This window comes from Roseburia intestinalis L1-82 (assembly GCF_900537995.1).
In the GTDB taxonomy this organism is placed as follows: Bacteria; Bacillota; Clostridia; order Lachnospirales; family Lachnospiraceae; genus Roseburia; species Roseburia intestinalis.
Map to the genome: position 1 here is coordinate 2,180,660 of NZ_LR027880.1, position 15,233 is coordinate 2,195,892.

Consider the following 15,233-nt stretch of genomic DNA (forward strand, 5'->3'; position numbering starts at 1 on the left):
AACCTTTCTGCAATTCCTCTGTCAGCTAGAATCACTTATACTCACATCTGATTACAATGGCATTACACCTCCATCTGCTGATTTATACGCTTTTACTATCGACATAATATCAAAGGAGTTACCATCTGAATCAATTGCATAAAAACTGTAATTGCCACTTTTATCTATTTCAAACTCAATATCGTTGCCATCAAAAGCAAACTCTTTATACACACTATCATTCCAAAATACAACTATTGTTTGCGTGTTTTCTACTTCACCAATAATCTTATCTTGCTCAATTAGTATCTCATATCCTTTTTCTAAACGATACCCCCAAGAATACTCCCGAAACACCAAATCATTATCTGCATATCCTATGTCACTCTCATAGCTATCTTTATTACTTTTTACCCCTTGAAATGTTTCCTCTTTACTATTCAATATATTATTTGTTATAGATGTGTCATCGTGCCTTAAAGCGCTTTGACCCATATCATTTGCTATTAAAAACCTAATTATTATCATAAAAATGCTTGTAATTGTTAAAACTATTTTTTTCAATTTATTCACCACCTTGCAATTCAATATCTTAAAACTCCGTTTCCGGCTGCTACCTGTTTCTGCAATTCCTCTGTCAGTCAGAATTGCTTATGCTTTCTCTTTTTGAGTCCAAGCATTCTCTTTTTACATTATTTATAAAATACTTTTCTTTTTATATTCCGTTGCCATAACTCCTTGTCTTTCTATCTCTTCAATCATCTCCTGTATATCGTTTTGCAATAAGGCTTTTATATCGCTCCCATTCATTATCCTTACTTTTTCAGTATTCTTTGATCTCTCCGAAGCAGCCTTCTCTCCACCTACATCCGGCTCTAATGTGGCAACTCCCTCTCCATTATCATCAAAAACCAGTGTACATTTTTTTACAGGCGGATTAAGTGTCTGCATCGTTAGTTTAAATTTATCGCTGCTATAATCCGCAAGCATATCATAAACTTTTTGTCTTAATACTGTGTCTGTATTCATTCTGTACAGCACATCACTTGGAATGTAGCACTCAAAATAGCCATTTGCAGCCCCCACATCAATATGAAATTTATTATATATATCTTCTTTTACACAGTTTATCTGCTGTTCCCTTAGAGTCCCATAAAAATCCTTTTCTACATTTATATCACCTGAAATAGTATTCACATTTTGTTTTTGCACAATTGCTGTTATATTACTCAGCATTCCAAGTGCCTGTATATCCATACTTTTAAACCTCCTCGTTTAAAGCTTTTGACTTTCTATCACGCTCTTACTAAATGTACTTATTGTATCCTCGTAGGCTGATACAGCGGAGGCAGAAACACTTGCTGACTGAAAAGCCGACATATTTACAGTGCCCTGCTCGTTCTGCATTTTTTCCATGAAAAAACTCTGCAATCTCTGCCTACTTTCCAACTGACTTTGGAGAAAATTTTCCTGTGCTTGTGCCCTGCGTGCCTGTGCCCTTTTAAGTGCTTCTTTTTCCTGCTCCGCTAACAATTCTTCCATTTTTTCATGTCGTTTTTCCCACCACGATTTCTCATTACCTGAAATATTGGAACTACTGTTTCCTACTGGTCCTGCATATCCATAACATTCTTCCGGCGATGCTCCGATAACATCATAGCTGACATTATTTGATCCGGCAGGCAGGCTGCTTACTGAATATGCTGAACGAACCCGGTTCAAAACATAGTTTTCATACTCCGGATCACTTTTCATCCTTTCAAATGCTTCTTCTTTAATCACTGTTGCTCCCGATGAATATGTAGAACGAACCCACGCACTTACAGGCATCTGTGACATTTCATTCATAACCCACTGCTTATATTCATCCATTGTCATTTCCTCTTTCGACTTATTGGAAATGGAGCTATCATATGTAAACCCACTATAATTTGGCGGATACGGAATAACCATATCCCCCGCCCATGCAGAGGCAGTTGCTGTTGTATTCTGACTTTCCCCTGCCTTTTGTACTTCACTTGCAAAATTACTTTCCTCTACTGTTTTCTTACTGCTATTCGTATAAGCGTAGGCAGTTGCGCCAATACCATTTACACCACTAATACTCATTTTCTGTTCTCCTTTCTTGTAACAATATTGTTACACTAAACTCATTTTTCTTTACCTTAATATCTAAATCTCCCATGTACTTCTCTACTTCTCTCTTTACATTGGATAATCCTATTCCATGTAAGGAAATATCTTTTTCTTTATCGGAAACTGGAAGATTTGTATTGCTATCAAACTTGATTTCCCCGTCAAAAGAATTTCTTACTTCTATCAGAAAAAATTTTCTTTTTTGTTTTCCAGACAGCGTAATATATCTTTCCCCCGTATTCATTTTTTCACAGGCTTCAAGTGCATTTTGCAACAAATTGTTGACGATAATTCCAATATCATACGCATCATATCTGTCTGATACCGGATAAGAGAACTCTGATTGAAATTGTACTCCCTGTTTGCTTGCTGCTTTCTGCTTATCATTTACAATCACATCCGTAACAGCATTGCCTGTCTGAATAGTTATCTCAAACACATTCATACTCTCATCCATTTTTGACAGATATTGTTGCATATCCTCATAATTGCCACTCTCCATAAGTCCCTTGATATTCGTCAAATGATTTCTCATTTCATGCTTCATCTGCCGTATTCCGTTATAAAACTGCTCTACTTCCTCCATTCGCTCCTGTATTGAATGAACCTGTTGTTCTTCAATAAAATGCTTTTTCTTTTCTTCCTGAAGTTTTTCCATCTCCTGATAGGACACTATTGTGATTAAAATTCCTGCATAGAATAAAATTGCAATTACTGGCACTATTCCCAGAAATATTGGATATTGTTCATAAAGTTGAAAAATCAAATCATCTTTCACCACTATCCAAAGCCGGACAATAATATTTCCAAATAAAATTGCTACTATCGGTGTCAAAATCAGATAGCACAATTCCCTTATTTGCAGTTCTATCTTTTGTTTTCCTAATCGGTGTCCAACAACAAAAAGCATAATTAAAAACAAGAAGATTCTAAATGCGGCAATAAAAATGTAATTCAATGATGCATTACGAAAAATATCCTCTACTAATGTTTTTTCCTGCACCCAATATCTGCTTGTAAAGAAATCTATACTTTCCACAATCAGCATACTTAAATTTCTAATGCAGAAAAATATAATCCCCATAAAAAATGTAAAATTTCTATTCATGCCTAAATAGCCAGAAGATGCCGTCAATAAAATTATTACAATCATCAAACCTAACCACCCATAAGCAGGAACAAAGTTTCCAATAAGGGATATGGCTATATAACTTCCAAAAACTATTAGTATCTTTTTTAATTTACTTCCCTGTCGTTCTTTCTTTTCTGTCATAAATGGATAGAAAAAAGCTGTCAGACAGACTGCATATAAAAAAGTTTCAATTCCGCCTATTATATTTTGGAACAACACAAACTCTGTTTCACTCATCCGCTGTCCTCCTACTGCATATACCGGAGATATGCTTTTACAAAGTCCGGATATTTATATTTTGAAATCAGCAGCTTATCTCCATTGACGAGCGTTACTTCTGTCTTGTTGTACTCATCTATGCAGGCAAGATTGACTAAATATCCCTTATGAATACGGAAAAACTGTCCCTGCAATTCTTCTTCCAAATCTCCGAGCTTTGCATAATATTCCAGTTCTTCCTCTTTCATATGAATTACAACTTTGTGGCTCTGGCTTTCCAGATAGTAAATATGATCTAACGGTATAGCCTTGCTCGTATTGGCATATTGGATAACCAGCGTTTTCTTCTGCTGCTCCGCTTCTGATATAATCTGTTCGGCTGCCCGCCGGAAAACTTGGGCAAATCTCTGTTCATCAATAGGCTTTAACAGGTATTGAAATGCTCCTACATCAAAAGCATCATAGACATATTTTTCATAGCCTGTAACAAATATAATAATTGGCTGCTTTGTAAGCTCCGTTGCCCTGATCTGTTTTGCCATGCTCATACCGTCCATACCGGACGCAACGCTTTTCATTTCAATATCCAGAAACAGCAAATCATGCTCCTTTTGATCTGACAGGTATTCATCAGTGGAAGCATACTCTGTGATTTCACATTCTATGTTCTGTTTCCTGACAAGTGATGAAAGATAGGTTCGTATGTTCTTTTCATCATCACATATTGCAATTCTTATCATGTTCCACCTCTTTTTTCTTTTCGATTATTATATCGGAAATTATATAAAAATTTCTGAAGCCGATAGCGCAAATGGACAGTTTAATAGCGCAAGTGGACAAAAAATAGCTAAAGTAATTCTATCAGCCCAAGATATGTGTTCCAATCAGATTGCCTAAGCAATCGGAACACCGACACACCCTTTTGGAGTGTCGAAAACACACATAGCAAGCACTGCCCATGTCATGACACATAGGCTGAAATTTACTTTTCATGCCGCAGGCATAACCCGTAAATTTCCATAGGGAAGTATCCCTAACCCTCTTATATTTTTTGAGCCACTTTTCACAGCAAAATCATTGACCTTCTTCTGCAATTTTGCTACAATTTTTCTTGGATAATTCTATCCAAAAATCGAATACACATTGAAACAAACTGTTGTAAAACATCGAACATTTTACAGCAGTTTTTTTGTACCCAAAAAAAGAAGGAGTTAGAGAAATGGCAAACAGAAAACGCACCAATCCTGTGCAATTTTATCTCGATGATGACGAACAGTATATCCTGGACGAGAAGTTCCGATTATCGGGAATGAAAAGCAAGTCCGCTTTCTTGCGAAAGCTCATTTTGTATGGCTATGTCTATGACGTAGATTACAGTTATTTAAGAAATTATAATACGGAGCTTGGACGTATCAGCTCAAATCTGAATCAGATTGCCAAGCGAATAAACAGCACCGGGAATATTTATCAGGAAGATATGGACGAAGTAAAGGAGTTGATGAATGAGGTATGGCGTACACAAAAATCCATGCTATCAAAGCAACCGTTGATAAAGCGATAGACTACATCTGCAACCCCGAAAAGACCGATGAAAAAATGTTCGTTTCCTCTTATGCCTGTTCTCCGGAAACCGCAGCTTATGACTTCAAATATACTCTCGACCACTGCCGGGAAAACAGTCCCAACAAAGCCTATCATCTGATACAGGCTTTTGCTCCGGGAGAGGTTGGTTTTGAAGAAGCACACCGCATTGGAAAGGAACTTGCAGATAAACTTTTAGAGGGGAAATATTCGTATATTGTAACCACCCATATTGATAAAGGACACGTTCATAATCACATCATTTTTTGCGCTGCTGACAACATCGAACATAACAAATATCACGACTGCAAACAGTCCTATTATCACATCCGGAAACTGAGTGATGAGCTGTGCAGGGAGCACAATCTTTCCGTCATCATTCCGGGTGATCAGCGTGGCAGAAAATACAAAGAATGGCAGTCTGATCAGAATGGTTCTGCATGGAAAACGCAGATCAGAAAGGACATCAATTTCTGTATCAAGTCGGCTTCCACTTATGAAGAATTTCTGCTTCTGATGAGAGCCAAAGGGTATGAAATCAAGGGGGAAACTTTTGAAGAAGGAGCTGCCAAATACATCTCATTCCGCCCTCTAGATAAAGAGCGTTTTGTGCGTGGCAGTGCGAAGTCTTTGGGTAAGGAATACACAAAGGAACGTATCAGGGAACGCATTGAAAGGAAACGGGAACGAAAGGCAGTGATTCCCAAAAGGGACTACTCTGCCCGCAGGCTCATTGACACCTCTGACGAAAAATTCAAAAGCAGTCCGGGACTGCAAAGGTGGGCTGCCATCGAGAATTTAAAGATTGCCGCACAGAGCTATAATGAGGTTGGTTCCCTTGCAGAACTGGAACACAAAATTGCAGTGAAAACCGAAGCCGGAAAGTCTGCAAAGCAGAGCGTGGTGGAACTGGAACACCGCATCAAAGACCTTGCGGAAATCATCAAATACGCACAGCAGTACAAAGACAACCGCTCCTATCATATCGGCTACAAAAAAGCCAAGAACCCTGACGCATATTTCCGCAGATACGAAAGCCAGATTATTCTTTATGGCGGCGCCAGACGTATGCTTGAACAGGCGGACATAAGCTTAAAGGGATTGAATGTCGATAAACTAAAAGCTGAGTATCAGAAACTGATGAAGCAGAAAAGCGAGCTGACTTCCACCTATAAAAATTGTGAAAAGGAAGTGCGTGAGCTGAAACGGAAACAGGAAAATCTCAATCAGTATCTCGGACGGACACAGCCCGATCCGGCACAGGAACAGCAGGAAAAAAGTAAAAATCAGACTTTATAATAATACAAGGCAGATATCCAACACAGGACATCTGCCTTGATATTATTCATCTGAATCATCAAGTCTTTGTTCAATATTAAATCGTTCACGCTCTATCTCTTTCTTCAATTCTTCTTCTGTTGGCATATATAACTTATATTTTGAAGCATATAAATGATCATTCTCATTTAATACGGAATACTTAACCATTGTTTCATTTTTCTCCGAGCAAAGAACAATTCCAATCGTAGGATTATCTCCTTCCGTTTTAATGTTTTCCTCAAAGTATTTTACATAAAAATCAATTTGACCGATGTCCTGATATGTGAGCTTATGTGTTTTCAAGTCAATCAAAACAAAACACTTTAGAATGTAATTATAGAACACCAAGTCGATGTAGTAATGATCCCCATCTATAGTAATTCTTTTTTGTCTTGCTACAAAACAAAAGCCTTTTCCCAATTCAAGTAAAAAATTCTGCAAATTATCAATCAATCCCTGCTCCAGTTCATGCTCCAGGTATGTCTTATTTTCCTCTAAACCCAAAAACTCTAAAATATACGGATCTTTTAATAAATGCTTTGGTTCTGTATTAGGCTCCAGTGATTGGATTTCTCCCCTTACTTCTGCTTTTTTACCTTCGCTAGTGGCTAATATTCTCTCATAATAAAATGAATTTATCTGACGTTCTAACTGTCGTACACTCCATCCACATTCTACACATTCATTTTGATAATACTCTCTTTTTTCTTGTTCCTTTATACGCATAAGCAATCTGTAATGCGACCAACTCAATTCGGAACACACTGTGTTCCATTTTGGATAGACCTCATAAAACTGTCGCATATTACGCAAATTTCTTTCATCAAATCCTTGCCCAAATTCTTCACTTAACCTTACCGAAACATACTTTATCAGTTGTTTTCCATAAATAGAACCATCACCACTCATTGCTTCATGTAACTGTTTTCCTATCGTCCAATAAGCGGATACCATAGCAAAGTTAACCGTTGTAGCTACTTTCTCTCGTGCTTCTAATATTGCATTTCTTATATTTTCAAATTCTGGGAATTTATCTATATCATTTGTGATAATTTCGTTATTCTTTTTCATTGCTACCTCCCAAATAATACATTTCAAAAAACGGAACACACTGTGTTCCATTTTTAACATCGGAATATATGCATTAGAATTATACCCTACAAAACCATTTTTCTCAATCAATTTTATATGCCATATTTTTTGAGAAAATAAAAAAGCAGGCAGCCAGCAATACAGCCAACTGCCTATCTTTCCTACATATCTTCTGCCGCTTCCAGAGAAATTTCTGCAAATTCCTCATCGGTGATGCTCTGGAGCTTACCTAACACCTGCTCTCCAAGCTCCTCCATATCGCTGTCCTTTATGTGCGGCATTACCTGTCTGATCTGCCCAATCATATCCGTCCTGTCCTGTGTCTCAAACACACACATGAAATTGATTTCTTCTACTGTGAATTTACTCATCTTCTTACATCTCCCTCTGTGATTTTTTCTCGGTTTCCTTTTCCGGTGAAGTACGTTCCGCCTTATCCCTCTGCTCTATGACTGCCTTTTTCTCTGCCAACTTCTCTTTTATGGAAATTCTGCCTTTGATCTGCTCCTGTTCCTTTTTCTCCGCTCCATTGTTTAAGACATTATCAATCATGTTGTAATTTTGTTCTTCAAGCTCCTCCACCTTTGCAAGCGGCTTGTATTCTGCCAGCTTGTCAAGCAGCTCCTTCGCCCTTCTCGCAGTCTGAACCGCTTCGCTGTCATCAATCTCCACACCCTCTCCGAAAATGTCCGTTATACCCTCTCTGACGCCTTCAGAAATGACCGCATTGAGAAAGTCATTCAGATACCCGGTATTTCCGTTTCTGATGTCCTCAGTGATGTTAGCAACCTGTGCTTCCCTGTCCTCAACCGTATCCTGATACTGATAGGTATCATAATCGTAGGAAAACTGGTCTATCTGAGAAGCAAGGATAGCCGCCTGCCACTTCTCCAGTGAACCACGCACCTCAATGTCCGGTAACTTGTCAATCAGCTCCGCTATGACCTCGATTGCTTTCGGCTCGTCTGTTATGTCCGGTACATAATCCAAAACCTCCAGATCAATGACCTTGCCGGAGAGAATATCCATTTCCACGTCCTCATAACGCTCGGTTCCCTCGGTGTGTATGTTAATGCCGATACTCGGAATCCCATTCATGCGCTCCGGCGGTATGCTTTTCCACACAGCGATTGCTTCCTCCACGCTTGCGATATTCTCATGGAACTCTCCCAGACTGTGAAATTCGCCGCACTCTGCAACCGTTAAGGTAATGGTTTTCTCCGGTATGGCTTCCACAGCAGACGCTTTCTGCATTGCCTGTTTCTCTGCAAGATAGCTTTCCACTTCCGGAAGATAAGTTGCAAGTGTTCCGGTCTTGCCCTCTGTGATAGGATTGATGTCAACCTTTACCCCGCCAATCATAAGACCGTCCTCGTTAAAGACATTGAACAGATCATCTTCATGCTCCCTGCCCTTATACTCCACAACCACATCCAGATCGGAGCCTGCTTTCTCCAGACCTCTGCATCTGCTTCCGGACACCACCACATCCACAAGCTCAACATCTATCTCATACTCGTCAAGCTTGGATTGCAGATATGCCCATACCGTCTGCTCTATATCGTCCTGTGTCTGTCCGTTGATTCCGTTAAATAATTCCTCTGTCTTTGCCTTGAAATCAGCAACAACACTGTCTGCTTCCTCCCGGATACGCTCGCTTAACCGTTCACGCTCCACCGCTTCTGTTTTCTCCATAAGCTCCTCATAGTCCACCGGAATACGCTTATCCTGTTCCGACAGTCCAAAGTCCTCCAGAACGTCCTTTAACGCCGCATGAATGGAAATATCAGGATTATCATACACGCCACCGTCAACCAGCTTATAATCCGCATCAAAAACGGAATAATCATATCCCTCCGTACAGGTCTGTATGCTGACAAATTTATCTTTTATGGAAAATGCCATCTGCTCCGGCTCTTTTACCTCAAAATACGGATTATCCCACTCCGTAATCGGTACATTTTCCTCGATGTGCTTTTGGTTGGCAGTAGGCATTAACTTCTCCATCTTGCCCTGTTCATAGAGCGTATCGAACCGGCTCATATAAAGGGAAATATCATCAAGACCGCCCTGTTTCAACTGATGTTCAAAACGCCGCTTCACAAAGTCTTTCACTTCCTCCGGTGTCATATCCCGGTGTACTCTTACCTTGTCGATGCCGATACTGTCACTCAACGTCTGCAAATCGTCCATGAAGTGCTTACTTTCCTTTGCTTCACTGCTGTGGGTAAAATCAAGGGAAAGGACGTTTTCGTTATTCTTTACATGGATTACATCAAATTCAATGCCATGCACACTGACACCAAAGGTTGTCCTTGCCTTGTCATCGCTGTACTGTGCATCTTTGCCACGATAAGCCTGAAAGGCTTCCATTGCTTCAGAAATGCTGTCAAAACGCTCCAGCTTGCTCCTTTCTGAGCTGTTCTCTGCCCATGTGCTTAAATCGGCAATGACATAGTAGGATACCTTGTCATTATCAATATCCATATGCTTCTGAAGCTGTCTTGCTTCCATGATGCGCTCAAGCTGTGTCCTTCCGTTTACCATGTAGAAACCAATGTTATTTTCCTTGTTGAAAGGCATATTCGCCATTTCCCGCTCTGCTTCATATAAAGCAGCCGCAGCTTCCTCATAGGTATCGCAATGCACTCCTGCTGGTGTGATGTCCTTGATCTGGCTTTGCAAATGCAAAAGCCTGAAATCCCCGTCTGCATACGGATCGTCAATGGCAAAGTAATTCTGTTCAAAGTCAAGCATACTGACCTCACGCCATTCGTTGTAATTGACGAGGAACACTTCATTTTCCCTGTCCGGTTCATCGTCTGCATGTTCCTGTGCTATCTCCGAAAGGATCTCCGTTGTTTCATCAATGACCAAAGTCTGTTCTTGTGTATGCTCTGCCATAAGCTCCTTTGTAAATTCCGGCACTTCCCTGTAACCAAAGGAATCCACATAATGGCTTGTATTCTCTCCGTTCTGATGAAGCACCACCACATCACTGACGGAAAGGGAATGTCCCCGAAAATCTGCCGGACGATCTATATTAAAGCGGGTGTAAATATCTTCAAGGTTTGTGCCCCCCTCTAACGGTGCGGTATAAAGCAGATCATAATTCTCCTTTGTAACCGCAATGCCCTTGCTTTCAAGATAGTCCATTCCCATAAAGTGAATGTCCCTTGCTTCCTCTGTATCTTTGAGCTGATATATGCCAAATCTGTCCTCACTGCCAAATAGAAGCTGTGCTTCCCTGTTTGCAGGGCTTTCCTCTAACTCCTGTTTCATACTCTGGTGTTCCAGATAGGCACTCCAATCGTCCTTTTCCACTCCGAAAATGCCCTCATGCTCCTTTAATTCTTCCAAATCTTCAATGAGCGTTTCGGAACCGTCCTCATGGAGCTGATACACAGCCACATCTTCCCCGAAAAGCTCTGTTGCCTTATCCTTTGTCAAAGGCAGCATTTCATTCCAGGAATAACCATACTCATGCATCTCAGAAAGACCTATCCTGCCATCCGGAAGTGCATCAATCTCCGCCTGTGCATCTATGACAGTAAGCGCTTCATTGACAGGCTGATTTTCTATCATGTATGCAAGTTTCTCCGCCAATTCTCTTGTCTTTTCCATGTCATCGAGCTTGTAATTGTAATTCACAATCAGATTTCTCTCATCATCCGTAAAGACCGTTGCCCCATGCTCCATGCGGTTGATAAGGTTCTCTGCCTGCTGTATGGCAGACAATTCCGTTGATGCACTCACGCCTATATCTGCATCGTATGCAAAATCAAAAAACTGCGGTGCGTGTTCATTCAGTCCGGCACTGGAACTAATCAAAGTCATTTCTGCCCCATGTTCTTTCAGATACAAATTATAATCTCCGTCCCACTCATTCTCGTTAAGCAGCGCCATATCATAAAGCAGCTTTTTAACTTCATCCGGGGACATATTTGTGATTTTGGAAATCTCCCATTCACTTCCCATCGAACCGGAGAATTTTACCACTACATCTCCGGCAGCAACAGGCTCCATTGCTCTATCATAGATTTCCTTTCGTTCTTTCATATCCACAAGTTCCTCTGTATCGGTATTGTAGCGGACATCAAGGTGGTATTCTCCAAATTCTTTTGTATCTTCGTTGGCAATCTCGGTAGTCCATGCCCCTTTACTCTCCAGATATGCTTGAATACTCAGCTTATTGTCCTCACTCATGGCTGAAAGAACGTCCATAAGCTCCTGTCTGTCCATGCCCACAACACTCACAAGGCTGTATTGTGTCAGATCATCATTCTGTATCAGAAGAATACTCTCCTTATTCTGTTCCTGCTCCACTGCCCTGTCCTTCTGTAACTCTGCTAACCTGTCCTCAATGCCTGTGATCAGCTCCGAAGCGGTCTTTCGTATGATATCAAGGGAAGATTTCAGTTCTTTCATATCCCGGTCACTGCTCCATCCGGCGATATACCCAAAGGAATAGTCTGAGGTATCAATGCCGAAGTGCTGACACACCGTATAGGCAACGCTCTCTGCTTCCACTTCCTTTGTGTTGCGGTCTTTGTCTAAGACCGCATCTATATCCTGATTCTGTTCCCGGTCATGGAGCTTTGCGTGTGCCACCTCATGGATAGCGGTCTTTACGGTCTGGCTCTGGCTCATGCCCTCCTGTATGGCAATCCGGTGGTCTGTGGTGTGGAAATATCCCTTTGCCTCCCCTTCTATATCTTCATAGGTAATGGGAACCGGGGAAACCTCCGTAAGTGCCTGCATAAAATCCTCATAGTCCTCCACTCTTCCCGAAAGCTCATTTACCCCTATATCCGGCAGCTCTTTTCCGTCCGTCTGTGACACATCAAAGACCGGAACCACACGAAAGGCGGGTATCTTAATCTCCACTTCCTCCGTAATGGGCATTCCGTTCTTATCAAGCATAATCTCTCCCGTTACCGGATCAAGTTTCTCCTGTTCTTCCTTAATCTTGTACGGTGCCGGAGCAAGGATACGGATACCCTTTTCCCCTTTCTTAACGTGCCTGTCAAAATTCTTCTGCCAAGCCTTAAATCCGGCCACTAACGTAGCGTCAGGCTTTTGCATTGCGATTAACATGGTATTGTTAAAGCTGTAATTGTGGAATTTTGACATGGTATTCAGATATGTCTTGTACTTCTCGCTTTCAAAAAGCTCCTTGATACCCTGCTCCAGCTTCTCCGTTATTTCCTGTACTTTCTGTTTTTCTGTTTTAGCATCTGCCATTGTATTTCCTTGTATGATAATTAGGAAGTTAATTATCACATATTTCCTTTCTTTTAATATCGTGGTTCAATACAATTCAGATACTATGGACTTTTGATTTGTTTTCTGTAGCTTGACTACTCAACTGGAGTGTATTGCCACTACCTTTATCTGAATTGTTTATTAGCTGGATGTTGCCGGAGTGTTTTTCACTCAGAGTACTTATTTCTATCAAGTCTACGATGATAATCGTTGGTGGACATCATGGTATCAGACTTTAGGAAAGGGAGGTACAACCTCATGAAAATTTACGTAGGCATTGATATTGCCAAACTTAATCATTTCGCCGCTGCGATTTCTTCCGACGGTGAAATAATCATTGAGCCGTTCAAATTCACAAATGACGCTGATGGCTTCCAACTGCTGGTCTCTAAACTCGAATCATTCGATAAGAACAGCCTCATCATCGGTCTTGAGTCAACGGCACACTACGGTGACAACCTTGTTCGATACCTTGTTACTGAGCTTTACCAAGTGTGTGTGTTGAACCCCATCAAAACCTGTCAAATGCGAAAAAATAACGTTCGCAAAACTAAGACAGATAAGGTCGACACTTACGTGATTGCTAAAACTCTTATGATGCAGGACAACCTCAGATTCGTCAGCTTCTTCGATCTCGATATGATGGATCTTAAGGCATTGGGACGTTTCCGTCAGAAAACCATAAAGCAACGTACCCGATTGAAAATTCAACTGACAACCTATGTTGATCAGGTCTTTCCGGAGATTCAATACTTTTTCAAATCCGGTCTGCATCAACACGCTGTCTATGCTTTATTAAAAGAAGCACCTTCTCCAAAAGAGATTGCTTCCATGCATATGACTCATCTGGCAAATCTGCTCAAAGTGAACTCACACGGACACTTTACCAAAGAACAGGCCAAAGAATTAAGAGTTCTCGCACAGAAGTCTGTCGGTGCTAACGACAGCGCTATATCTATTCAGATAACTCAAACCATTCAACAAATCGAGTTACTGGATAGCCAATTAGAAAAGATTGAAGCTGAGATGACGGATATCATGAAATTCAACGATTCTGTCATCATGACCATTCCTGGTATCGGTTATATCAATGGTGGAATGATTCTTGGTGAAATAGGTGATATTCACCGTTTCTCCAATCCTAACAAGCTGCTTGCTTTTGCCGGTTTGGATCCTTCTGTTTATCAGTCTGGTAACTTTCAGGCTAAGACAACAAGGATGTCCAAACGTGGCTCTCGTGTTTTACGATATGCCCTTGTAAATGCAGCTTGGAACGTTGTCAGAAACAACGCAACCTTCAAGGCTTATTATGATGCCAAGAGGGCTGAAGGCCGGTCTCACTACAATGCACTTGGGCACTGTGCCGGCAAGCTTGTCAGAGTCATCTGGAAGATGCTCACTGGCGAAGTAGAATTCAACCTCGAATAAGAGGTCTGTATACCAATATCGATAGATTTTGAAAAAGCACCCTAAGGGAGCTCTATTAAAGTTACCCTTTTTTACCACCGATATGAAAAAGAAATTTTTTGCTAATTTATGGTTGACTTTTCATAGCTGGTCTCCATCTGCTTATTTTTTGCATGACAAAAGGCAGCCATTATTGACTGCCCTTGCACAATTACGATATTCACTTATATCTTTATTATTACTGCCCTGATTCGTTTTGATTTCTGCAATGTACTCCTGTCTCCTTTCTGCACCTGTCGCTGTAAATGTTTTTTACAAATAAAAAAGACAACCAAGATTTTGTTTCTTAATTGCCTGTTTCTATGCTATCAAATTTTTATTGAAACGATAGCCGACGCCCCATACCGTCTGTATATAGATTGGCTTACTTGGGTTATCCTCTATCTTCTCCCGGATATTCCGGATATGGCTCATGACGATGTTGTAATCACCGGAATAGGATTCCTTCCACACAATGTCATAAATCTGTTCCTTGCTGAACACTATTCCCGAATGCTTTGCAAGAAGCTTCAAGATTTCAAACTCGGTATAGGTAAGATCTATCTCCTGATTCTCCCGAATTATCACCCGTTGAACCTCGTCAATCAGAAGACCTTTGAAATTCAACAGATGATTATTCAAATCTGACATCTGAGTAATTTCATCTCTGGTATTTATAAACGATAGTATGCGGTTCATCATAGCATCCTCATTATCCTCAAATGTCAGAACTAACATTTTCCCATACACATCACCTGCCTTATTACATTTATCTACTGCTAAAGCTCTGGTCAATACAAAAGAATAATTCCTATATCCAACCAAACAATGTGGTACTTGCTATTTGATCTTTCTTATTTATTTTTCCTATATGCTATAAAGGAAATTATTTTTCCGGTTGTTCCAAACTGCTATCCTCTTAACAATTTGTTATTCTGCAACTCTATACCCTGTTTTTGACAACAGCTCTATTGCTTTTGAAAAATTTTTTGATTTTATTAAAACATAATCCGTATTAAACGTAGATATAGCAAATGATATTGTCAATATTGGTTTACACTTT

At 40.4% G+C, this 15,233-nt stretch carries 13 protein-coding genes; 3 read left to right on the plus strand and 10 right to left on the minus strand.

Annotated elements, in window-relative coordinates; all coding sequences use genetic code 11:
* Positions 1 to 51: 51 nt before the first annotated feature.
* The 5 genes from RIL182_RS10200 to RIL182_RS10220 all read right to left on the minus strand — a co-directional run bounded on the left by RIL182_RS10200 (position 52) and on the right by RIL182_RS10220 (position 4,206).
* Positions 52 to 543, minus strand: a complete 492-nt coding sequence (locus RIL182_RS10200) for a hypothetical protein (protein WP_055306800.1) — start codon at positions 541 to 543, stop codon at positions 52 to 54.
* A gap of 132 nt (positions 544 to 675) precedes the next feature.
* The gene (locus RIL182_RS10205; protein ID WP_006859237.1) at positions 676 to 1,236 is read right to left on the minus strand and encodes a hypothetical protein; all 561 of its coding nucleotides are present in this window, start codon (positions 1,234 to 1,236) and stop codon (positions 676 to 678) included.
* 18 nt (positions 1,237 to 1,254) lie between these two features.
* Positions 1,255 to 2,088 (minus strand): hypothetical protein, encoded by an 834-nt coding sequence (locus RIL182_RS10210; RefSeq protein WP_006859238.1) that lies wholly within the window; start codon positions 2,086 to 2,088, stop codon positions 1,255 to 1,257.
* Positions 2,078 to 3,484, minus strand: coding sequence for a sensor histidine kinase (locus RIL182_RS10215; protein ID WP_006859239.1), 1,407 nt, complete (start codon positions 3,482 to 3,484; stop codon positions 2,078 to 2,080). Before RIL182_RS10215 ends, RIL182_RS10210 begins: the two co-directional genes overlap by 11 nt.
* 11 nt (positions 3,485 to 3,495) lie before the next feature.
* Positions 3,496 to 4,206, minus strand: coding sequence for a LytR/AlgR family response regulator transcription factor (locus RIL182_RS10220; RefSeq protein WP_006859240.1), 711 nt, complete (start codon positions 4,204 to 4,206; stop codon positions 3,496 to 3,498).
* Between the two features lie 479 nt (positions 4,207 to 4,685).
* Between RIL182_RS10220 and RIL182_RS10225 the strand changes: the two genes are divergently transcribed.
* Both RIL182_RS10225 and RIL182_RS10230 read left to right on the plus strand, forming a co-directional pair.
* A complete protein-coding gene (locus RIL182_RS10225) occupies positions 4,686 to 5,027 on the plus strand; it encodes a MobC family plasmid mobilization relaxosome protein (RefSeq protein WP_006859242.1) in 342 nt (113 codons plus the stop codon).
* On the plus strand, positions 4,976 to 6,346 hold the full coding sequence (locus tag RIL182_RS10230; protein WP_044999558.1) for a relaxase/mobilization nuclease domain-containing protein: 1,371 nt from the start codon (positions 4,976 to 4,978) through the stop codon (positions 6,344 to 6,346). Before RIL182_RS10225 ends, RIL182_RS10230 begins: the two co-directional genes overlap by 52 nt.
* A gap of 42 nt (positions 6,347 to 6,388) precedes the next feature.
* Here the strand turns inward: RIL182_RS10230 and RIL182_RS10235 are convergent, their stop codons facing one another.
* From RIL182_RS10235 to RIL182_RS21665, 3 genes are all read right to left on the minus strand, one after another.
* Positions 6,389 to 7,438, minus strand: coding sequence for a PDDEXK nuclease domain-containing protein (locus RIL182_RS10235; RefSeq protein ID WP_044999559.1), 1,050 nt, complete (start codon positions 7,436 to 7,438; stop codon positions 6,389 to 6,391).
* 182 nt (positions 7,439 to 7,620) lie between these two features.
* Positions 7,621 to 7,830 (minus strand): transposon-transfer assisting family protein, encoded by a 210-nt coding sequence (locus RIL182_RS10240; protein ID WP_006859244.1) that lies wholly within the window; start codon positions 7,828 to 7,830, stop codon positions 7,621 to 7,623.
* A 4-nt stretch (positions 7,831 to 7,834) separates the two neighbouring features.
* Positions 7,835 to 12,703 carry a YodL domain-containing protein gene (locus RIL182_RS21665; protein ID WP_243128752.1) on the minus strand — a complete coding sequence of 1,623 codons (4,869 nt, stop codon included), beginning with the start codon at positions 12,701 to 12,703 and terminating at the stop codon, positions 7,835 to 7,837.
* Positions 12,704 to 12,982: 279 nt separating this feature from the next.
* Between RIL182_RS21665 and RIL182_RS10255 the strand changes: the two genes are divergently transcribed.
* Positions 12,983 to 14,152 carry an IS110 family RNA-guided transposase gene (locus RIL182_RS10255; RefSeq protein WP_118592507.1) on the plus strand — a complete coding sequence of 390 codons (1,170 nt, stop codon included), beginning with the start codon at positions 12,983 to 12,985 and terminating at the stop codon, positions 14,150 to 14,152.
* A 339-nt stretch (positions 14,153 to 14,491) separates the two neighbouring features.
* Here the strand turns inward: RIL182_RS10255 and RIL182_RS10260 are convergent, their stop codons facing one another.
* A complete protein-coding gene (locus RIL182_RS10260; protein WP_006856826.1) occupies positions 14,492 to 14,995 on the minus strand; it encodes a winged helix-turn-helix domain-containing protein in 504 nt (167 codons plus the stop codon).
* Positions 14,996 to 15,100: 105 nt separating this feature from the next.
* Positions 15,101 to 15,217, minus strand: a complete 117-nt coding sequence (locus tag RIL182_RS22295; protein ID WP_197730454.1) for an ACT domain-containing protein — start codon at positions 15,215 to 15,217, stop codon at positions 15,101 to 15,103.
* Between the last annotated feature and the right edge of the window lie 16 nt (positions 15,218 to 15,233).